General features: G+C 59.9%; 17 protein-coding genes. 7 read left to right on the forward strand and 10 right to left on the reverse strand.

Features of this window, described 5'->3' with window-relative positions; translation table 11 throughout:
* The 10 genes from H9I52_RS21285 to H9I52_RS21330 all read right to left on the reverse strand — a co-directional run bounded on the left by H9I52_RS21285 (nt 1) and on the right by H9I52_RS21330 (nt 11894).
* Complete coding sequence (locus H9I52_RS21285) at nt 1-606, reverse strand: DUF1819 family protein (protein WP_187455531.1); 606 nt, start codon at nt 604-606, stop codon at nt 1-3.
* Nucleotides 606-782, reverse strand: a complete 177-nt coding sequence (locus tag H9I52_RS23335) for a helix-turn-helix domain-containing protein (protein ID WP_187455532.1) — start codon at nt 780-782, stop codon at nt 606-608. Before H9I52_RS23335 ends, H9I52_RS21285 begins: the two co-directional genes overlap by 1 nt.
* Nucleotides 783-1458: 676 nt before the next feature.
* Nucleotides 1459-2244: a hypothetical protein gene (locus H9I52_RS21295; protein ID WP_187455533.1), complete on the reverse strand. Its 786-nt coding sequence runs from the start codon at nt 2242-2244 to the stop codon at nt 1459-1461.
* 56 nt (nt 2245-2300) lie between these two features.
* The gene (locus H9I52_RS21300; protein WP_187455534.1) at nt 2301-3161 is read right to left on the reverse strand and encodes a hypothetical protein; all 861 of its coding nucleotides are present in this window, start codon (nt 3159-3161) and stop codon (nt 2301-2303) included.
* 104 nt (nt 3162-3265) lie between these two features.
* Nucleotides 3266-4675: a DUF3293 domain-containing protein gene (locus tag H9I52_RS21305; RefSeq protein ID WP_187455535.1), complete on the reverse strand. Its 1410-nt coding sequence runs from the start codon at nt 4673-4675 to the stop codon at nt 3266-3268.
* Nucleotides 4676-4814: 139 nt separating this feature from the next.
* Nucleotides 4815-5273, reverse strand: coding sequence for a hypothetical protein (locus H9I52_RS21310; RefSeq protein WP_187455536.1), 459 nt, complete (start codon nt 5271-5273; stop codon nt 4815-4817).
* A 57-nt stretch (nt 5274-5330) separates the two neighbouring features.
* Nucleotides 5331-6320, reverse strand: a complete 990-nt coding sequence (locus tag H9I52_RS21315) for a hypothetical protein (protein ID WP_187455537.1) — start codon at nt 6318-6320, stop codon at nt 5331-5333.
* Between the two features lie 305 nt (nt 6321-6625).
* Complete coding sequence (locus H9I52_RS21320) at nt 6626-7432, reverse strand: hypothetical protein (protein WP_187455538.1); 807 nt, start codon at nt 7430-7432, stop codon at nt 6626-6628.
* 343 nt (nt 7433-7775) lie between these two features.
* Nucleotides 7776-8657, reverse strand: a complete 882-nt coding sequence (locus H9I52_RS21325) for a hypothetical protein (RefSeq protein WP_187455539.1) — start codon at nt 8655-8657, stop codon at nt 7776-7778.
* Between the two features lie 300 nt (nt 8658-8957).
* Complete coding sequence (locus tag H9I52_RS21330) at nt 8958-11894, reverse strand: UvrD-helicase domain-containing protein (RefSeq protein ID WP_187455540.1); 2937 nt, start codon at nt 11892-11894, stop codon at nt 8958-8960.
* A gap of 181 nt (nt 11895-12075) precedes the next feature.
* Here H9I52_RS21330 and H9I52_RS21335 point away from each other — a divergent pair, with 181 nt between their 5' ends.
* The 7 genes from H9I52_RS21335 to H9I52_RS21365 all read left to right on the forward strand — a co-directional run bounded on the left by H9I52_RS21335 (nt 12076) and on the right by H9I52_RS21365 (nt 20750).
* Nucleotides 12076-12315, forward strand: coding sequence for a PDDEXK nuclease domain-containing protein (locus H9I52_RS21335; protein WP_222940600.1), 240 nt, complete (start codon nt 12076-12078; stop codon nt 12313-12315).
* Nucleotides 12316-12579: 264 nt separating this feature from the next.
* The gene (locus tag H9I52_RS21340; protein ID WP_187455541.1) at nt 12580-13233 is read left to right on the forward strand and encodes a DUF1353 domain-containing protein; all 654 of its coding nucleotides are present in this window, start codon (nt 12580-12582) and stop codon (nt 13231-13233) included.
* A gap of 149 nt (nt 13234-13382) precedes the next feature.
* Nucleotides 13383-14066 carry a hypothetical protein gene (locus H9I52_RS21345; RefSeq protein ID WP_187455542.1) on the forward strand — a complete coding sequence of 228 codons (684 nt, stop codon included), beginning with the start codon at nt 13383-13385 and terminating at the stop codon, nt 14064-14066.
* Nucleotides 14067-14257: 191 nt separating this feature from the next.
* The gene (locus H9I52_RS21350) at nt 14258-16450 is read left to right on the forward strand and encodes a tetratricopeptide repeat protein (protein ID WP_262386172.1); all 2193 of its coding nucleotides are present in this window, start codon (nt 14258-14260) and stop codon (nt 16448-16450) included.
* Nucleotides 16451-17376: 926 nt separating this feature from the next.
* Entirely contained in the window at nt 17377-18633 is a 1257-nt protein-coding gene (locus H9I52_RS21355; RefSeq protein ID WP_187455544.1) for a hypothetical protein, read from the forward strand.
* A gap of 571 nt (nt 18634-19204) precedes the next feature.
* On the forward strand, nt 19205-20119 hold the full coding sequence (locus tag H9I52_RS21360) for a hypothetical protein (protein WP_187455545.1): 915 nt from the start codon (nt 19205-19207) through the stop codon (nt 20117-20119).
* A gap of 319 nt (nt 20120-20438) precedes the next feature.
* Nucleotides 20439-20750 carry a hypothetical protein gene (locus tag H9I52_RS21365; protein ID WP_187455546.1) on the forward strand — a complete coding sequence of 104 codons (312 nt, stop codon included), beginning with the start codon at nt 20439-20441 and terminating at the stop codon, nt 20748-20750.
* Nucleotides 20751-20850: the final 100 nt, after the last annotated feature.

The following is a 20850-nucleotide window of genomic DNA, read 5'->3' on the forward strand; positions in this document are numbered from 1 at the left end:
TTATGCGCGCAAGTTCACCAATTCGTAATCTGTTAGTAAGAACACTTTCAACCATTCAGGATCCTCTTCGGCTACAGCAGAGATAACGGTATGATCTAGAATTTGTGTATTTATTTTCTTTGATGCAACGTTATCAATGAGCCCTGTCTGCTCCAGGATCTTGTACGTTACCTGCTTTATTTTTTTAGCCGTAGTATCCGTTAGATCTTCCAGTTCAGGGTGTGTTTCACATTTTCTTTTGAAAAAAGTGGCGTATTCTCCTTCGGTGATTTGATAATCAAAAGCTATCGCCTTTTCACGCAGTACTTCGATTATAAAGTCTCTTAAGAAGCCGTATAATTTACACATTGCCAAGAGGGCAATATGCTTCTGGCCAATAACGTCGCTGTGCGCAAGAATTGTTATTTGCTTAGTAGTTAATGTATCAATTCTATGTTTTATCTCCCTGAATTCTCTCTCGGTTGTGGGCGTATTTCTTCCTCGTATTACTTGCTCTTTATTTACGCTGCTTGCTTCGTCATCTAGGTACAATTTCGCCAGCTTCGACATTTCTGGCAGGCGTAATGAAGCCGCCGTGAAAGACAATCGATACTTCTTTTCTGTCATTATGGCTTCAGCAAATGCATTTCTACTTGGAGAATAGCACAAAGCTTTTCTAGGTGCTCACTAGTAGGCGCTGTTTTACCGCTACACCAATTGCTTACGGTTACTTCGGAGACGCCTAGCTTTGAGGCAAGCCATTTCTGCTTGATACCCCGTGCTTTAATTATGGTCTGCAGCATAAGTGCTTTAAGAAAAATTAAAGACCTTCTGTTTAGCCAAGCTAAGGAAGCAAGAAAGGTTGGCTTAACCAAATTGGCTTCTCAGCGGCACCGCGGCAGCTTTGGCTGCACAGTCTACTCCTCAAATCATTGGCCTGAGTTAGAGCAGGCGGAAGCGTACAATGTCTTCAAGCGGCTTATTGAACTATGGGAAGTCGATTCCATTTAAGTACCAAGGTTATACCCCTCTTCGCGCCTCCTTCTAAACAACAAACCAAAAGTCGCTGGAAGCAGCCCTTATAGATTTCTCCTTGCACTCGTCCCATAAAGTATTAATGGTGCTGAACCCAAGAGGCCACTCCTTTGACGGTGGATAAATCATCTGCCTGCCCCGGGTCAGCACGTCCTTTCTCGAGCTGAAGCTGGCGCGTGATGTCGTCGTGGCCCAGTTCCCTCTGCAGCCCGTGCCAAGGGCTGAGGAGCAGGCGCAGGTCCCCAGTGCGACGGAGCCGGCAAAGCTGGTGGGCATGCCGGGGCGCAAATTCACGATAACGGCTTTATCGCGTTGTTGAGCAGCCGTGGGCACGGGCTGCAGAAAAACATCGAGCTCAGCGTCTGCTACAGCTTGAAGGAGCTATGGGTGGGAAGGCAAGGAGGTGTCGTTAAATAATTATATTTCAATGCTTTACAAAAATAATTACCACCAGTAACTATTGACTTTTGTATCCCCGGGCTGCTGCTCGTCGCTGGCCAGCAGCTCCCTGTGCCCGTTGACCCGGGACATGCCTTCAAAGGTGCCGCCCACCGGTTTGTTAAACAGGAATGGCCACTCCTCGGCCGCAGCAGGGTCCGCGGGCAGCGGCGGGGTACTGGCATCGCGGGCGTAGCGGGGCAGGGCCCCGAGCAGGGTGCGCACGCGCTCGCATTGCGTACCCTGCAGGGGCTCGTCGCCCAAGTAGTTGCCGTAACGCCAGCGAGCGGGCTGGTCCGCGCCCGGGGGCTGTAGCAACGCGCGCTGAGCCGGCTGCTGGGGCGTGACGAGCTGCCCCGCCAGCATTCCCAGCCAGCGCATGCGCAGCCCCGCATCCAACGTCAACTCCGTCTGAAAGCCAGCCAAGGCACTCGCCCACCCCCGGGCTGGGGCGGGCACCAACCAGGCCAGCGCCAGCGGCGCGGCGGCATCGGGCCCCAGCCCGATGGGCATGTGCAACAGCCCGTGGCGGCGCAACTGCTCGTGCAGCGCCCCTTGCCGCTGCCAGTAGTCCGCGGCCGCCAACGGGGCGGCCGCCGGCCCCCGGGTTTGCCGGAAGAGCGCATCGCCGTGGGGAGCCACGTCTTGGGCCACGCTTACCAGCAGGTACCCGCGGTCGGCCCACCCGGTCAGAAACTGTTCAACCCACGTGCTCCCCCGGTAGGACTGCCGGTTCATCCATAAGAAACCGGCATGCGAGATTGTCGAAGGTTCTTCTGCAGGGATGGTCATAGATTACTTGCTATTGAAAAGAGGCACTGAACGTGTTATGCGTGCGAGGTAAACTCCTAGGCAGAGTGCAGCGAGAGTCGTAGGGCCTGCTTGGTGTCTGCCCGATACAATTGACCGGCCACGTAGTGCAAGCCGGCAGCTAGCCAGGCGGGAGCAACACCCGGGTCATCTTTTCCGACCGTGCCGGCTTCGAAGCGCGGTTGTTTCCCCACCCATTCGGCTCTGCCATCCGGATCTTCGTCTCCAAACTCGAGTGACCAGCTCGGCGTCAGTTCGGCCTGTTCGCCGCTGCCCGGGTCCTCCAGCAGCACAGTGCCCGCACTCATCAGCCACGGCGCCTTGCGGGGCCCCTTTTCCGGGTTTGCATAGATGCAAACTGGGCCCCAGCAAGGCGTAGCCGATTCCGCGGCTTGCCAACGGATTTGCAGCACGGCAAACCCCATCGTGCGCGTGTCGGAAGGTCGATCAAAGGTGACGGCGCGCAGGTCCAACTCTTGGGGCAGAAAGTGCCCCTGCGAAGTTTCCCGTAGTTCCGATAAAGCACCCCATTCGCCCCACTCCTCGGCATCCCACGGAAAGCAGGATACCTCTTCGTCGGTCGTTTCCTCGAGGTGGTTCCCTACCCAGGAGGCCACCCCTGCGACGGTGGTCAGGTCCTCGGCCTGCTCCGGATCGGTGCGCGCTTCGGCGAGTTGGTGCTGAAGTTGGCGCGAAAAATCGTCGTGGCCCAGCTCTCCCCGCAGCCAGTGCCAAGGGCTGAGGCGCAGGCGCAGGTCGGCGAGCGCCACCGGGCCGGCGTAGTCCGCGGGCAAGTCCGGACGCAGGTGCGCGTACAGGGCTTGTTCCCGTTGTTGGGCCATTACCGGCACAGGTTGGAGGAAGACGTCGAGCTCGGCGTCGGATAAAGGCTGCGTCATGTTTGGTATAGAACGGGTAGAAGAAGTACTCATGGGAAAGGTCAGCGGAAGATGTTGAGTAGCCAGATAGGCAGGGCCTTCCTCGGCTGTGGACTCACCTGGGCCTATGGCACTTGGGCGCGAGGCCCGCTACCCGGGCTGATGCCTTTCAGCAATTCGGCCACGCCGCCAGCCTCAGCATACACCACGGCCCGCTGCCCGAACTGTTTGCCAATTGCTTGGGCGAGCCGGCGAGTGGTACCCAGCAGCCACACTCCGTCTTCGCGCCAAAAGCCAGCCTGCGCTTGCCGGGCCAGCTCTTCGGCATCGCCCACGGCAGGGCACGCCCGTCCGTACGCGGGCTGCCACGCGATGCCCCGCTGCTCCAGCTCGGCCAGCAATTGCGCGTGCCGCTCCCGGTTGGCCACGTCGGTGAGCCGCACGTTGTCCGGGTTGTGGGCGGTCAGGTACGCCACCCGCCCGTGGGCTTGCACCAACGGGTGCGCGGGCACGATTTTTCCCGGCTCTACGCGCAGAAAGCTACTGCCTGCGGCGCACTGAAACTGAGAAGTAAAGTACTGGCCCACGAGGGGACGGCTGCTTCCGGGCTCGGGTTGCAGCACCCCCTGCAACGCGTACAGCAGTTGCTCGGCGGTTTCCAGCGTCGACCACATGTCTTTGATCAACATTCCTTTTCCGGGGTACCCTTTCACGGGATGAGCCACCCGGTTGCGAATGCTCACAACGGTGTGCGCTTTTTGGTCAAATTCGTCGAGGGCATCGGCCGCAAAGCCCAAAAAGCTGTGCAGCCCCGTCAGGCGCACCAAGGCCAGCAAAGGACCCAAGCCCAGGTAACTAGTTAGCGGTGCCTGCTTCCCCCGGTTCTGGTCGGCCCGGTACCACTCGAGTGCCTTTTGAAGGTCGTTTTTCTTGGTAGCGCGTCCAAATCCTGAGGCCTCCGCGTGCTGGTGCAGCACCTGAGTCAAGTGATACAAGGTCTCCTCATTGGGTAGGGCTGCCTGCAACAACCGGCTGACCTGCAATTCCAAGGCCACTAGCTGGGCGTATAAGTACTGGTAACACTCGCGGCTGTGCAGGTTGATTTCCGACACCATGCCCACGACCTTGCCCGGACCTTCGGTCAAGAAGTAAAACGGGGCGTGCGCGGCGGCCGCTTCGCGCTCCTGTTTGGCCAGCAGCGACAGCAGGTCGCGCACCTCGGTTTGGTAGTAGAGAAAGTGCTGTTTGTCCAACTTCGCCACGTGCGTGGGTTGGGCTTCAAAGTCGCCGGGCCGGGCCGTATGATAATAGCCGGTGACGTGTTGCCCGTTGGGGGTGGTGAGGGGCAATACGTCGAACTGGTGCTGGCGCATGACCGCCAAGGCCTGGGCTGCCGAGGTCCCTTCCGGGACGGCCACCCAGTCCCAGCGGCTGATGCCGACCATGGCCGCCGTCACGTGGGGCGTGGGTTGAAACGCACGAAATTGAGCGGCGATATGGGCCTCGCCGGCAGTGCGGAAGGAAGGGGTAGGCATGCTTTTTCTAAGAAAAAAATGGTATCAAAGCTCAACAAGGAACGCAAAAAAATGCAATCTCTCTACTCTGGGTGCTGCGTTCCGCAGACCGCGCTCTGCTTGCTGCGTAGGCAAGGCCCAGAGGGGTGCTCCGCCGCCGCTAGGTATAGAGCACCCGCCACCAGACGCCCAGCAACACCACAAAGGCAGGGAAGCCGATCACACCGGCGCCCGTTAGCCAGGCAAACGGCGCGTACAATACCCCACACACGAGCAGGCCCAGGCCCAGCAGCACGGGCGGCAGCAGCAGGCTGCCCGGCGCGATGGAAAACAAGTTGGCCACGAGCAGCAGCGGCACGAGCAGCCCCAACGCGCCCGCCAACGGGCTGCTGGCCCCCTGAAAGCAGGCCACAACCACGGCCCCGCACACGAGCAGGCTGCACCCGGGCAGCGCGGCCAGTTGCCCGGGGATCCGGTCCAGCAGCCGAACAAACGCGCGCAACACCCCGGCCAGCAGCAGCGAACAGGGCAGAGCCCACAGCAGCAAGCTGCCCAGCAGCAAGGCGTAGTTCGCGGGTGTAAACGGCGTATTGGCGCCGTGGAAAAGGGTCAACAGCATGGGCATCACGTCAGACAGGGAAAGAGGAGACCAAACAAGCGCCGCGGCAGGCGCCGGTTACAGCCGGCTCGAATTCGCGGGGCGCAGCCACGGGGCCAGCTCCCAGAGGGCGTATTCGTCCAGCAGCTGGCCGACCGACTTAGGGCCGAAGAACGACTCGTCGAAGGCGTAGCGCTCGTCCAGATGATAGCTGCCGGCGTCCTCGCACCAGACCAACAACTCGTGGGCGAGCAGCCACGCCAGGTAGATGAGTTGCCAGGCCTGCGCCCGCGTCGCCTCGCTCAAGGCCATGTAGCCGCCCAGGTGGGCCAGGCACCGCTGCACCCGCTTCGGGGGCAAGCAGGCCACCTCGTAGGGCACGTAGTCCGTGAATTCGTCCACGGCGAAGGGCTCGGGGGGCGCCAAGCGCCGTTGCTGCAGCTGGAGGGCCAGGTACGCAAAGAAACGCGCCCGCTCGGTCGGGCCGGCGTCCACCGGCTCCGAGGCGGGGAAAGGCGGTGGCAAGAACGACGTCACGGGTTCCGCCCCGGCCCGGCCGGGCGCGGCGTCCACATCGCCGTCGAGGCGCCGCAGGTATCCCGCCCGGGAGAGCAGCACCCGCTGCCGCTGCACCTGCTCGGCCTTGTACGGCCAGTCTGAGGCCGGACGCAGGTCAATTTGTCCGTCTTCGGTCAGAAAGAATAGCTGCGCCTCCCAGAGTTGGGTGAGGTGGCCATCGCACCACAGCAGCGGCGTGGCTTGCTCGGCCCAAAAGCGGGCTGGCACGCAGCGTACGCCGCCGATGCGGTATAGGGTAGTAGGCGCCGTGGCGGGGGTAGCTTCTGGCGCTTCGCCGGGGCCGAGTTCCCGATACCCGGCGAACACGGCCGGCAATCGACACGGGAACAGCACCGCCCCGTGGGCGTTGAGTACGCCGTAATACTTCCCGCGGCGGTACCCCCACAGAACGGGGTTCAACAACCAGACTGCGTCGTATTCAGCAGGTAGAGTGATTTCGCGCCCCTGGCACAGGCCAAATTTTCCGTGGTGTTCAAACGCATGCAGCACATCAGAGGAAGGCAGCAGGGAAAAGCTCTGCTGGCTGCTGCCGGAACCTGCGGGAAGGGTGCGTGGTGCCAGCGCCGCACGGCGGGCTGGTCTTGGGTATTCCCGTCGGGCGGGCAGGGGAATGTAAGCTTTGTACCGGCAAGGGGCTGAAAAGGTTACGGGCCAGCGCCACTTTTTAAGAACTGCTGCGCGGACCACGGAGGCGGAGCCGCACCAGAGTTCATGCGGAAGCGCGAGGCGTATTGCAAGGCCTTCCACCCAAGTAGCTGAAAAGCAACACCTCCGGTGCGTTAGGGGCATGCAGCTTACCCCCTAGTGCTGGGTATCCCATCCAGCCGCTGCCGCCACACCCGCGCCAGTGCGTTGGCCACAGGCTGGAACTCGTCGGGGGTAAATTCGTCGGTCTTGGCGTTGTTGCACCAGTAGCAGCACAGCGTGACGTGGCTCGGCGCGTAGCCGAGCCACGGCTCGCGGCAATCGGCCTCGAAGGTGGTGCCGCGAGTGCGTAGGCGCCGCGTCTGCACCTGCCCGTCGGCGATCAGTTGAGCAAATTCCGCTTCCGTGATCCGGCAATAGGAGCAGGCCCGCTCTCCTGCGGTAAACAAGCCCTGAAATTCCGCTTGCGGCAGGCACTGCTGCCGGTGAATTGTGCGGTATTTCCCCATTTCGGCTGCCGAGCGGGTCTCCCACGCCTCAATGGCATGGTGCAGGTCTCCGACGGTATAGGTATTGACGAACAGCGCATCGAAGCTCTTGGCCTGTTGCGAGCGCAAGTACACAGTCCACGCTTCCCGAGTTGGCTGGAATGCTTCGTAGGCCTCGGAGGTGATGGCCAGTAACCCGTCCGCCGGCGCCCGATAGTAGCACGTGGTCAGAAACAGGTCCAGGTGCCGCGCAAAGCTGCGGGTGAGCAGGCGTTGGTACCGTTGGGAAATTTCGGCAGAGGTCATTAATAGGGGAGTTGAAAGTAGGTAAAGGGAATCTGGGTTGTGGGTAAAGCTAAGGCAAGGGAGTCGGCCGCCGTACGTAGTTAGTCCGTGGCATCCCACGGGCACGCTAGTCGCGAGCGGCAAGACAACTGCGGCGCTGGACAACGCATTGTTCGCAAGCACGCGAGGCATTGAAGAATTATGGATGCAGCTATGGTGGAAACCATCAAGCACCTCGACGAAAGCTGCCTAGACGCTTTTGAGTGGGTCGTTTTCGCTTGTGCCCATCTTAGTCCAAGGCTTGCTACCACTTCCAATGCCGAATACTACCAGCGCTTCGAAGCAATTACTGCTGTTGATTTCGGCGTTCCGGTCACTTCTTTAAGTTGACACGTGAGTAGTTTCTTGATATCCTATTAAGCGTGACCGAGCGAAATGGATACCCGTTACACTTGGAGCCAGAGATATAAAAATCGGGCGCGCCTTCGCAGTTAATAGTATTTGGGCAAAAAAATGTTGCGATGATTTAACGGCTTTGCATACTTGATATCAAATCCCACATTATGCCTTTTTCGCCAAATATTAATTCCTTACAACTGTAATAGTCATCACTAGTTAACTCATCGGTGTGCGCAGCTTTATTCCTAAATCTTTTAGTCAAAGTATCTACAGCGGTGGAAAAACCAGATTTATCTGTTACCCATGTTGAATTCGGTCGTTTTGAAAGGAAGTCTTTAAGCCCATGTCTTAAAAACAAACTTTTTTCTATCCTGTCTTTGCTGTTAATCACAGTTTTAATAAAATGATTAATAACACCAAGCTCCGGGGGGTTAATTGCTTTTCCGGCGCAGTAGGCAGCAATGCGACCGTAATCTTTATCTTTTAAATCGGAATCAACAATTTCATTTCCTTTGTAAAACTTTTTAAGCGGATTTATAAAATGCTCGGTCATTTCCAACTCAAAAGCCTTGCATAGTCCAATGACAGCCGGGGACCAATCAAGATTTTCTTCTTTGTCAAGTGTATTAGCTACGCACTCGGCAGTAGCGAAGAATTTTAGAGACGGCTTAGAAAGAAATTTAACTTGATTTTGCATTAACCAGATCTTGTTTTCTTGTTCCTTTATTTGGTGTTTATCAACCAAGGTTAAGAGAAGAGTAGATAACTTATCTGCTTTTTCTTCATTTGAAAATTGACCTACTTTGATATCATAAATTGAAATAAGTGTGCTGTAGCACCCATTGCATAACCTTTTGTGCCAATCACCATAGTATATGGTGATTAATTTAGAAGTTTTAGATTGAGTACATCGAAAACAGTTAAAGGACAAGGATTTCTCAAAGCGATATTGCTTCAAAGGCCCTCGCGGCGAATATTCCTTAATGATTTTTTCTATAGGTTTTGACATACCTTTTAATTTGTTTTTTTATGGAAGTAAAGTTAAAGGCACATCACCATTAATTTCATGTCGTTAACCACCTTTAGCTTCCTGAGCTCTCCCTAGCACTGCTCATCGGCCCCCAAAACCAGGAAGAACACGTTTGCTGAAGTACCACTATCTGGCAACATTCTCGTTCTTACGCCACAGCGGCGTTCTGAGAGGTGAATCTACCTCGTTATGCAGGTACTTGTGGAACAAACCGCTCCGCTAAGAGACTAATGGTGAAATAGGAATATATTGTACTAGGGCAAGTCACTTTGAGGTAAGTTAGTTAAGCTGCGCAGCTTCTAGTGGTATCCTTTCCCGGAACGAGCAACCATAGGCATAGTTCGTACAGCCGTAAAAGGCCCAGGGCGTGCCCTTAGTTGTTCCGCAGCGCTTCACCAGATCGGCCGTCACACATACCGGACACTTCTTCAGGGCCCTTAGGGGAGCTTTGCCCTCCAGCTCGTTGATGAATTTGGATTTGCGGGCCGGATCCGTCACCAAAATCACTTGTTCTTTGGCCCGGGTCAAGGCCACGTAGAACAGCCGCCGTTCTTCGCCGTTCTCGTAGGCATCGGCTTCGCTCAGCACCAGACTCAAGACCTGGTCATCCGACAGCTGCGCCGGAAAGCCAAACTTGCCGGCGTTGCAGTTGAGCAGGATGACGAGGTCCGCTTCCAGGCCTTTGGCCTTGTGCACCGTCAGAAACGGCAGGTGCAGCGTGTGGCGCATGCAGTGCCGGTCCTGGTACGAATAGGCAAGGGTCTGGCTGGCAGGATCGATCGAGAAGATGCGCGCGGTGTTCTTGATGCGCTTTAGGTCAAACGAATACCGGCCCAACAGCAGCAGCTCTTTCTGCGCCAAGTCCGGTACGGTGGCAATCAGTTCGTCGAGAATCTGCTGCAAGGTCCCCGTGTCGTCCTGCTCCTCGGAAGCGCTGTAGACGATGCGGTGCTCGGTGCGTTTGCCGTCCCGGGCGCTTTTGAGCTTCTTGCGAACCTGCGTGGGGTTTTGGGTGATGAAGGCGCCGGACTGGCTGATCAGCGGTTCGTGGAACCGGTACGTCGTCTCGATCTTGGCCGTGACGCTGACGCCAAAGTGCTGCTGAAACCGGTTGAACAGGGCCAGGTCGCTGCCGGCAAAGCGGTAGATGGATTGCCAGTCGTCGCCCACGCAGAAGAGCTTGCACGTGGGATTTTGGGCCAGCAGCGCTTTGATCAGGCGGTAGCGCCCTTGCGAGATGTCCTGGAACTCGTCGATGATGATGTAGTCAAACGGCTTGCGGTACGCCCCGGCAGTCAGGTAGCCCGTGGCCTGGTTGATCAGGTCGCTGAAGTCGATTTCCCGCCGGTTGTGCAGGTGCTGTTGGTAGCGCGCGTAGAGGGGCGCGACCACGTCCAAGAACCGCTGGTTGCGCTCCCGCTCGCGTTCGTTGCCAATGGCGTCGTTCTTCTTCCGCAGGTCGTCGACGGAGACGTCGTCCGACTTGAGCAGCGTGATAAAGGTTTGCAGCAACGTAGTGAAGCTTTTGACCTCTTCGGCAGCGGCAGCCGAGATGATGGCCCAGATTTCGGCCGGCGTTTTGGGCCGCAGCACAATGCCCTGCTGGGTTAACTGGGCTTTCAAATGGGCAAAGAGCGTGTGCTCCTGCATCTGGTAGCTGTAGGTTTCCAGCAAGGGCGTGCCGTGCGCCCGGCTGGTGCGGCGGGCCCACGCCATTTTGCTCTGGTACTGCCGAGTGGCGGCATCGCGCGACTGCCCGGGTTGGGCAAAGAAGGCGGGCACGTTGCCTTCGCGGTCCACGCCAAAGTGTTCCAGGTACACCCGCTTGTCGCCTTGGACGATCGTAAAGTCCGGCTTCCACTGCGCGTGCTGCACGGAGGCCGTGTCGTGGGGGTAGGGCGCTTCGTAGTGGTAGTCCACGCCGTGGAAGAGCAGGAAATTGGCGATGGCGCATTCTTCCACGCTTTTGACCACCTCCTGCTTGTAGGTGAGCTTGCCGTTGACGGTCTTGCCCACCGTCTTGTAGGCGCGGAAGTTGTGGTCTTTCAGGTGCTGGATGTAGGCGCCTTGGTCTTTGAACTCCTCACTTGACTTAACAGGCTTGAGGTAGTGCTGGAAGTAGGTGGTCACCTGCTCGGCGTAGGCCGATGTGCGCATCAGCTCCTGGAACGTGGTGCGGAGGAATGTGCCGAACTGGCTGTCGTCGTAGAGGGCGGGCTGCTGGCCTTCCACGGCGGCGATCAGGTCCTTGCCGAACTTGTGGAACGTTTTGGGTTCCAGGCCGGGAATGCCGAGGCGGGCGGCCAGTGTGGCGGCCGATTGGTTGGTGAAGGAGATGAGCAGGATGTTGGCGGGCGGGGTGCGGTAGCGGGCGAGCACGTACTGGACCTTGCCCACGATGGTGGTGGTTTTGCCCGAGCCGGCGCCGGCCACCACCAAGCTGTGGTCTTCGTTGCGCACGATGGCGGTGCGTTGCTGCTGGTCCAGGCTGCGGCCCTCGACCCGGCTGAACAAGGCGTCGTAGCGCTGCAACTCCTGCGGGATGAATTCCGCGTTGTAGGCCACCCGCAACTCTTCGCCGCAGCGGTACCGGTCCAGGAAGGACTGCAGCGTGGCTTTCTGGACCGCCGAGAGATCGGTCTTCTGGTAGGCCACCCCCTCCACGGCCGCGAAGGCGGGGCCGTAATGCGCTTGCCAGGCCGCGAGTTTGGCGTGCTCAAAATAGCCGGTCGTGAACGTCGTATGCGCTTGAAAGATCGCGACGGCTTGCTCAATGTCGAGCAGCCACACGCGCAGGGCCGTCGTGCGGGCGAGGCGGTGGCGCGTCGCCACTTGCTTCCGGTGGACGCCGTAGCCGCCGAGCAACGCCAGCACGCTCCACGGCAGGTACGTGAGGGCCGGCGAAGAAGCGGGCGGTGGCGATGCGGGCGGGACCGTAGCGGCCGGGGCAGGAGCCGGCTTAGCGCAACTGGCGAGCCTGCAGGCGCGGCGGCCGGCCCGGCGTGCTTGGGCCACGGTGGTTTCCTTCAGGGCAGTCGAGCAGGTCTGCAGGCCCCGGCAGGCCCGGTTGTAGTGGTAGACGTGGCTGTGTTTGCCCTTGCAGAGAAAGACGTGTGCCGCTTTTGGCGCTGCCTCAGTTGCATTGGGTACTTGCGCAAGACAAGTGGATATGGGGGTACTCAGTAGCAGCACAACGGCTAACAGGATAGAACGCATGCGGATAGGGGGATCGCTTAGCTAACGGGATTGCACTAGCTTTAATACCTTGGAAAGGTACCACAGTCCTGCCGATAGTGCAAAATACAAGCGTCTCCTAGCCGTTCCTCCCCTCTCCGCTGATCCCGCCGCCTTCGGCGCGCTGCTCGAGCACCTCAATTAAGAGATTCGCGCCGCCCAGCTGCGGGCCTACGTGGTGGAGCTCAAAATCACGGCGTTTAAGCCCGAGTACGCCGGCAAGCTCAACTTCTACCTGGCCGCCGTCGACGACCTGGTGCGCCACCCGCAGGACGAGCCTACCGTTGGGCTGCTCTTGTGCAAGAGCCGCCACAACGTGGTGGCCGAGTACGCCCTGCGCGACGTGCACACGCCCATCGGCATTGCCGAGTACCGGCTGACCGAAGCCTTGCCCACCGGGTAGCATGCGGCCCTGCCCAGCATTGAAGCCTTGGCACACACATTGCGCGAGCGTATGTCGCCCGACCCCAAGGCGGGATTCGACCAGCCGTAACCGCGTTGTTCTTGGGCTTAAGGGATGGGAGCGCCGCAGTTGCGGGCCGGCAGCCGGCGCAGGGAGCGGTAAATTCCGTGCTGGTACGGAGCCGGAAGGCCCTCAAGGGCCCTACCTTACCCCGGCGCTTGGCCGTACCTAACTCGGAGGCGTTCTCTCCTGATTTGCTTCGCTATGCCTACCCTCGGCACGTTTTCCGACGACCCCCAAGCCACGTGGCTCGTCGCCCCCGGCTTGGCCGGCGACCCTGCGGACCGCGACATGACGCTGGTGCGCGACTTCTGGTTTACAGACCCCGCGGGCACTACCTGGTGGGCCCCGGCGGGCAGCGTGGTAAACGGCGCCAGCATCCCGGCGCCGCTTTGGTCCACCGTGGGGTCGCCTTACACGGGGCCGTACCGCCGCGCCTCGATCGTGCACGACGTGGCCTGCGACCACGCCCGCACCGCCCCCGACACCCGGGCCGCGCGGGCCGCCGCCGACCACATGTTTTACCAGGCCTGCCTGGCTGGGGGCTGCTCTCCGGCCCAGGCCGAATTGCTCTACGCCGGCGTGCGCCTCGGGGCCGTGCTCGACGGCCTGCCGTTCTGGAACCAGCCGTTACGCGTGGCCCTGCTGGCCACCGACCGCACCTTGCCCGACGTGCCCGAAGAGAGCGTGCGCACCACCTTCCGCGAACTCGCCGCAGCCATTCAGGCCGCGCAACCTGCCACCTTCCCGCAGCTCGCAGCCTTGGTCGAGGCGCACCTGCAGGCCAAGGTGGCCCAGCCCCTGCCGGCCATGGCCCCGCCGGCGCGCCAACTCCGCGCCCGGCCCGCCCTCCCCTAGAACGCCCCTTTTCAACCCCAATATGATAGGAGAGATGAACCGACAATCGAAATACAAGTAATGGAATAGCAAAATATCCTGAAAATATTGTGTGATATTTATATATTCAGATATCGAATAATACACCATTTTTCTACACTGTATCAGCAATGGAGACTTTATACAAATATGCCTTGATCCTCCCGCTGTTCACCTGGGCTTGCCAAGGGAAAGAGGCTTCTACCCAGAGCTCAGCTACTACTGCAAGCACAAGTTCGACGCCGGCACATACTACCGCTGGCTCGATGACCGGCGACTCAATCCCATTCCCCCATTCTACTTCGACTTCCAACCCCGGAACTAGTCAAATCTGCGTAATCGAATACCGCGTCAAGGTCAGCACTCCGCAACAATTTCAGAAAGCAGTAGCTTTCTACGGCCGAATGGTGGGAAAAGTAAAACCAGATAGCCTCAATGCGACGCAAGCGGTCTTCGAGGTCTTCACTGCCCAAGCAGATGCCCATACCTATAGTTGCTGGGCCTTTGTAACGGCGGTCAGTCCGCGGGATGCAGGCAAAAACAAAAGGTCTCCAATTGTGTACTGGGGGACCAAAGCGGATAGCCTGGAAGCCAAGTATAAAAAGTTGCGCTCGAAACCCAGTGCTGATTCCGATGATGAGTATTCTGCGAACCTTGCACAGTCTGGGCCCATGCCAAAAAACCTCGTTTTTAAGCCAGAATGGTCTAGGGGAAGCTTGGCCGACCCCTATAACAGCAGGCTAGGACTTGTCATCAATCCGGATTATCCACTTCATTCCTACTTGTCAGCTAAAGAGTCACGCGTTTCGAAGTAGGGTTACACCTCCTGCTTTCGAGATAGCCATACTTTTCAGTTGGGAAGTCAACAACAAGCCAAGACAACATGGTAACGAAGCCCCAGGCTTACATTAAGTGTTGGATGTGTAGTGGTATTTAAAACAATCCGCAGATTATACTTTACGTGTAATCTAAGGGGCCGCTGAACGACCGCCTTTCTTTGCTTGTCATGCTGTATCCCAGTGCGTTGCGTTGCTTCACCTTCCACAGGATCCTAATCGGCTGTCTTGTATGTCAGTTGCTCCTCGGAGCAAGGGCAATTGCCAGCGCCCAAGGGCAGCCCCCGTCCACAGCAGTTGACAGTCTGCTTGCGCTGCTGCAGGCCGAACCCCGTGCGGACACCGTGCGCGTGCGCCGCCTACAGGCCCTGGCAGAACTGCTAAAACATGACCCTCCGCAAGCCATTGCTCGCTTTCAGCAATCCCTGAGGTTGGCCCGGCGGTTAAAGGACCGGGTGGGAGAGGGCCAAGCGCTGTTGCGGTTGGGGACACTACACCGAAGGCAAGCCCAGTACCCCCAAGCTTTGGAGTACACCCGACAGGCGCAGCGCTTCTTCCGCCGTACAGGCAATCCGGTGGGGCTGGCGCAAGCCTATCTGCAGCGGAGCCTCATCGAAAACGTGCAAGGCAACCCTACTGCCGCCTTGGAAGCCGCGTTGCAGGCGCTGCACCTAGCGGAGCAAACCAGCGACCTGACTACCCAAACCCGGATCCGGGCGACCATCGCCAGCATCTACGTGCAACTGGGCGACTACCAAAATGCTTTGCCGGTGTTGCAGACAGTGTTGCAAAACGGGCAACAACTCGGGGATCAAAAGGTCGTCGCTTCGGCGTATAATCTGCTCGGCCACGCGTATCAACTGCAACAAAAATGGCCGCAGGCCCGGGCGTATTACCGCCGTTCGGCGCAGCTCAACCGGCACTTGGGCGACACGCAAAACGAAACCATCGACGAAACCGATCTTGCGGCGTTATACGAACAACAGGGTCTGCACGCGCAAGCCTTGCGGCACGGCGCGCGCGCCCGCCAGCTGGCGTTGGCGCATCACGACGAGTACAACCTGCCCACAGCCGAGCTGGTCTTGGCCCAGGCCTACCTAGCCACCCGGCGGCCCGACAGTGCCATTGCCCTCGCCGCGCACGGCCTGCGCCTGAGCCAGCAACGGCGCAGCAACGAGAACATCCGCACCGCCAGCCACATCTTGGCCCAGGCCTACGCCGCCCGCGGGGATTCCGCCCGCGCCTACCGCTACCACACACTGTACGTGGCGTACAAAGACACCCTGGCCGGCGAGGAGACGCAGCGCAAAACCAGCGCCATGCGCTACGGCTACGAACTCGACAAGCAGCGGGCCCAAATTACTGCGCTCACCCAAGCCCGGCAATTGGAACGGCAGAAACGCAACGCCTTGCTGGGCGGGCTGGGCGGACTGGTGGCTCTGGCGGCCTTGCTGGGGCGCAACATCGTCCTCAAGCAGCGCGCCAACCGGCACCTCAACGAAAAGAACCAGCAGATCAAAGCCCATCGCGATGAACTCAAGGACACCCTGACCAAACTAAAAGCCACACAGCAGCAGTTGATCCAAAGCGAGAAACTCGTCGCGCTGGCCGCGCTCACCGCGGGCGTGGCCCACGAGATCCAGAACCCCTTGAACTTCGTCAACAACTTCTCCGAAGTGAGCCTGGAACTGGTCGACGAACTGCAGGAAGAAGAGCAACAGGGCCGTGACGGGGCCGTGGTCGCCGGGCTGCTGGCCGATCTGAAGCAGAACCTGGTCAAGATCCACCAGCACGGCACCCGCGCCGACCGCATCGTCAAGGGCATGCTCGAGCACGCCCGCAGCGGCGGGGGCGAGCGCCAGCCGGTCGAAGTAAACGCCTTGGCCACGGAGTACCTGCGCCTGGCCTACCACGACGCGCAAGCCAAGCACCCGGGCTTTGTGGTCACGCGCACGCTGGAGCTGGACCCGCACCTAGGCGAACTCACGGCCGTGCCCCAAGAACTGGGCCGGGTGCTGCTGAACGTGTACACGAACGCGTTCTATGCTTTGTGGGCGCGGGCGCAGGTGGATGGGCCGACTTTTATGCCCGAAGTGCGCGTGCACACCCGGCGCCTGGCACAGCAGGTGGAGCTGCACGTGCGCGACAACGGCGGCGGCATTCCGGCCGCGGTCGTGGACAAGGTCTTCGAGCCATTTTTCACGACCAAGCCACCGGGCGAAGGCACGGGCCTGGGCTTGTCGCTGAGCCACGACATCGTCACGAAGGGCTACGGCGGCGCGCTCACGGTAGACAGCCAAGAAGGCGCGTATACCGAGTTTACCGTGTTGCTGCCCCTGACGTCGAACGATCTTGCCCTGTGATCTTCCCACTGCCTCTTCTTTTCACGCGCAGGGCTTCGGGCGCTGCCCCTGCTTATCTGGGCGAACTCACGATCCCGGCCGCCTTCGACGCGATGTTTCGTCTGGGCGAGTTAATGGCCCGCAGCAACGCCGACGGCAAGCTCTGGCTTCCCGGCTTTAGCGACGCGATCGGCCTGAACCCGCGCACCGGCCAGTGGTGGCTCCGCTCCCGAGAGCACATCGTCGCGCACGCTTTCGCCCCCGAGAAAGCCGCGGGCCAGTTTGCCGGCATAAGCGGCGAGCCCCTGCGGGCCCTGCTGGCGGGCTACGCCCGCTTGGCCGACCAGGTGCTGGGCCCCACACCCTTGTTCTTCACCGACCGCTTGCTGGCCCAGCTGCTGCCTAGCCCCGTGCCAGCATTTCCCACGCCCTGGTTCAGCGGATTCGACCTGGACCGCGTGCTGCAGGCCTGCGGCGCGAGCCTGCGCTTCGACGTCGAACCGCCCCGATTCAGATTTGCCGCGCCCGCCACGTCGGGTTGGCCCCGGCTGTCCGACAAGGACTTGATCCTTCTCTCCTTAGACCTAGTGCTGGCCGAACTCGACCCCACGCCGTGGTTGCTCCACCTGGCCGCCTGCGAGCCCACGCGGGAACTGGCGCAGGTTTTGGGCGCGCTGGCCCGCCGCGAGCTCACGGCTCCCCTTTGGGGCGGGCCGCTGGCCTACGCCGTGGACTGGTTTCGCCGCCCCCGGCCGTTGCGCCTGCGCCTGGCCCGGCCGGAGAGCCGCGCGGCCTGGGTCGGCGCGCTGGTGGACGGGCTGGACCAGCTTGCGCTCTGGGCCGATGCGAAGGGGGAGTGGCTCTCCTCGCTGCGCTGGGCGAAGACCGCCCAGGACGTGCTGCGGCTGCTGCCGGCGCCGGCCACCCCCGAGCAGGCGGAAAGGTGGGTGGCGCGCGTGCAGGGGCTGGAGCGCCGCCACGGCTGGTACTGCCTCGCCAGCAATGCCCCGGGGGAGCGCCTGGCCCCGGCGCTGGAGTGGTACTTTGACCAGACCCCGGTCCTGTTAACACCGGCGCGGGTGTGGCACTTTGCCCGGTACGCCGGGGCCGCCGCCGCGGCCATGCGCCCGTTCTGGGAAGCCTCTGTGGGGTGGTATTGCCAGGGGCAGGTAACCAACCTGCTCTGGTCGGCCGGGTGGCGGGCGCTCGAACTGCTGAGTGCGGCCCTGCGGCTGTGCTACGCGCTGGGCGCGCTGCCGCGGGCGGAGCGGGAAACCCGCCCCCATTTGCTGCTCGCCCTGCTTCAGCAGTACAGCGAGGCAACCACCGGCATGAGCGTGCTGCTTGAGTGCAGCCGCCAGCAACGCGGGCAGGGGCCTTCTATGTGGGTGGGCTGCTGGCGGGGCCCGGATGCCCCGGCCCCGCCCGACGGGCTGTTTCGGCGGGAAGGGGTGTTGGCCGCGCAGGCCCAGGAAGCGCTTGCCAAGCACGGCAACGGCCCCGAGGCGCGCCAGGCCCTGGACGAATTGGAGGCGGCGCTGGCTGCGGCCGAGGCCACGCCGTTTCGGCCGCCCGCCGTCCCCCTGCTCACCTACGAAGCGGAGGAAGACCTAGTCTACCACCACGTGCTAGGCACCTTGTTGCGGCAGACGTACTTGACCGACGCCTGCGCGGGGCAGGACGCCGACGGTACGCCCGCGATTCCGCCTCCGCCCCGGCCGTTTGCGCCCCCCGCAGAGAAGTGGGCCTACTACCAAGCCTACGTAAATGCCCACCCCACTGAGTTTGCGCCGCCCGGGGTGCTGAACCTGGCCCCGACGCTGGGCGCGCTGGCCGAGTACCCCGGGCAAGGGGCGGCGGCGTTGCTCAGCCGCCCCGCGGACACCGACTACGCCAAGCTGCTGCACGCGATGGCCCAAGAGCCGGCGTTTACGGCCTTGCCCCCTCGCGCCTATGCCCCCGCATCCCTGCCCAGCGTCAGGTTCTACCAGCCCTACCGGCGCTACGAGCCCTACCGGCAATACCCCGAGCCGGCCGGCAGTTGGGGCCAACAACTGGGGCTGCAGCTCACGCGGGTCTGCTTCAACGCCACGCGCGACATAGGCCTGTTCTTCTACAACTTGGACTACCACACCCACATCCTGAGCCAAGTAGCGTTGGTGCACAAACATGCGGGCTGCTGGCTGCTGCTGGAAGCCGACTAAAGTAGCCCGTATACAAGAGGTCCCCACGGCGATGTGCCGAAACCTACGCCCTCATGCCCCTCGCCGTGGGAACTTCTTGCAAAAAATCAGGGCATAAATGTTACAGGCACCGTCCACCACCGGACCCTGATTAGCCGGACCTGCTTTCCAAAAACCTTACAATGCGATTTGAACGCGCACAGGATATCTCGGTTTTTAAAGGCAGATAATGAGCTACCCCAGCATAGGGTAAAAAATAATTACTTGCATTTTATTTATAAATGTTTGTACAACAGGTATTTATTAGGTATCCTTCCAGCGTTAGTTGGCTTATACTTAAGGATATATGCATCACTATGCACGTGCAACGCCCTTGGCGTTGCCCTCGGCTCCGGCCTCTCGGTTGGGCCGCTCCTGCACTGTTCTTTCTTACCTCTCTACTACGACACCCTAGGTAGCTGGGATCTTTCTCGTCGACGGAGCCTCGTCCGGACGCCTTAACCGTAAGCCGCGACGTCGTCGCTTGCGCTTCGGGTCTGCCCGGTGATAAACTGCTGCATGTGTTTTTCGCCACCCTTTGCTTCGAGTACCGATGAAGAATGTTTTACGTTGCGGCCTGGCGTACGGGCTGTTGGCCTTGGCCGGTGGGCTTGCCCAGCCCGTACAGGCGCAAAAAGTTCGGAATGAATTCGTCTGGGCCACCTTCCACAAATCCCCTGCCGTGTCCTTGCAGCCCTACGCCTCCTACTCGGTGGACTACGATTTGGGCAACCTAGTCATGAGTGTCCCCAACCGCCCTGTTCTGCAGGGGCTCACCTACCAAAAAGCTGACGGCGACCTGTTGCTGCGCCTGACGGTGAAAAGCCTGTTTGTGACCGGCCGGAAGCTCAACGCCAGCCGAACGCGTTCTGGCGCGATCTCCCAAGCCTACTATACGATTACCTACAAGGTCGAAGCCGGCTATGAGCTGCGCGATCCGAAAACCGATGAAGTCTTGGCGAGCTACCACAAAACCAACGGCGAGGTCGATACCCGCGCTTTCGACAACCCCAGCGACCTGAACGGGTACATGGCCAACGCCTTCGTGGCCGAGAAAAGCCAGCAATTGCTGGAGGCGATGGCCCTGCGGGCCGACTTTGCCCTGAACCTGCACGACTACCCCGTCGGGCTCACGCTCCACACCTTGGAAGGCGAGGCGCCCGCCTACGCGGCCATTAACCAAGCCACCTCCGACTTGAAAGCGCAGCTGGCCAGCAAGACCCCGGTCGACAAAGGACGGGTGCAGGCCGTGGCGGCTACGTGGGTCCAGCAGTTGGCCCGGGCCAACTGGGACGACAAGAAAAGCGAAATCAACAAAAAAGTGGCCAATGCCCTGCTCGAAAACCTATGCGCGGCCTCCTTGCTCACGGAGGACTACGCTCAACTAAACACCTACAGCGCGGAATATGACAAGCGCAACTCCGGCGTGTTTAGTTATCCGTTGACCTTTGAAACAAATACGAGCTAGGGGGGCACAGCCGCTTCGCTGGAGCCTACAATGGCCATGGTACTCAAGCGCAATACCGAAAGCCGCCTGAGTGTCTATTACGATGATTTGGTGGCCGATGCCGGACCAGCGAAAAAAGCATATGTGACGGAGAAATCACGATAGCGAGCAACCTGACCTGCTGCGTGGTAAATCACCAAACGCATTCTACGGCATTGTGGCTACGAGTGTGCCTTTGCTCTTAACGGCCCCAGAACCATAGCAGCAGTAAGCCCTTCCCAAGCCTTAATAGGAGAACGAAGGCGATCTGAGTAGCCACAGACTTTGTAATTTTTCTTCCATGAGCTTTCAGATGTCCATTTTTGCTTTGCCTGGCCACAAGGTAAGGCTGGTGGAACACTTTGTGCACCGCGGATCCGAGTGGGATCAAGCAGCGGCAAAACGGCACTTGACCGTTGGCGGCATTTATACGGTCCGCCAAACCCGCGTTTTCAGTTCGCATTCGGTCGTGGAGTTCGAAGAGGTGCCCGGCGTGAGCTTCAACACCATCTACTTTGAATTCCTCACGCCGCAAAGCGAAGAGGAAGATCAGCAGCACCCCTATCTTAGACGGTATTATGGTCACCCTTCTGAAGAAGACGGAATGATCTGAGTAAACCAAGGCCATTCGCCTCGCCTTACCACCCGGCACCCCGCAAAGGGAAGGCGACTGAATGCAGCTAAGGAAAGAGTCCACCCTCTTCTGCCCTTAA

It is taken from the genome of Hymenobacter sp. BT491 (assembly GCF_014349165.1).
In the GTDB taxonomy this organism is placed as follows: Bacteria; Bacteroidota; Bacteroidia; order Cytophagales; family Hymenobacteraceae; genus Hymenobacter; species Hymenobacter jejuensis.

Coding starts and splice junctions, on each gene's coding strand:
- H9I52_RS21285 (WP_187455531.1), bottom strand. CDS start 606: ATGACAGAAAAGAAGTATCGATTGTCTTTCACGGCGGCTTCATTACGC.
- H9I52_RS23335 (WP_187455532.1), bottom strand. CDS start 782: ATGCTGCAGACCATAATTAAAGCACGGGGTATCAAGCAGAAATGGCTT.
- H9I52_RS21295 (WP_187455533.1), bottom strand. CDS start 2,244: ATGACCATCCCTGCAGAAGAACCTTCGACAATCTCGCATGCCGGTTTC.
- H9I52_RS21300 (WP_187455534.1), bottom strand. CDS start 3,161: ATGACGCAGCCTTTATCCGACGCCGAGCTCGACGTCTTCCTCCAACCT.
- H9I52_RS21305 (WP_187455535.1), bottom strand. CDS start 4,675: ATGCCTACCCCTTCCTTCCGCACTGCCGGCGAGGCCCATATCGCCGCT.
- H9I52_RS21310 (WP_187455536.1), bottom strand. CDS start 5,273: ATGCTGTTGACCCTTTTCCACGGCGCCAATACGCCGTTTACACCCGCG.
- H9I52_RS21325 (WP_187455539.1), bottom strand. CDS start 8,657: ATGTCAAAACCTATAGAAAAAATCATTAAGGAATATTCGCCGCGAGGG.
- H9I52_RS21330 (WP_187455540.1), bottom strand. CDS start 11,894: ATGCGTTCTATCCTGTTAGCCGTTGTGCTGCTACTGAGTACCCCCATA.
- H9I52_RS21340 (WP_187455541.1), top strand. CDS start 12,580: ATGCCTACCCTCGGCACGTTTTCCGACGACCCCCAAGCCACGTGGCTC.
- H9I52_RS21345 (WP_187455542.1), top strand. CDS start 13,383: ATGGAGACTTTATACAAATATGCCTTGATCCTCCCGCTGTTCACCTGG.
- H9I52_RS21350 (WP_262386172.1), top strand. CDS start 14,258: ATGCTGTATCCCAGTGCGTTGCGTTGCTTCACCTTCCACAGGATCCTA.
- H9I52_RS21360 (WP_187455545.1), top strand. CDS start 19,205: ATGAAGAATGTTTTACGTTGCGGCCTGGCGTACGGGCTGTTGGCCTTG.
- H9I52_RS21365 (WP_187455546.1), top strand. CDS start 20,439: ATGAGCTTTCAGATGTCCATTTTTGCTTTGCCTGGCCACAAGGTAAGG.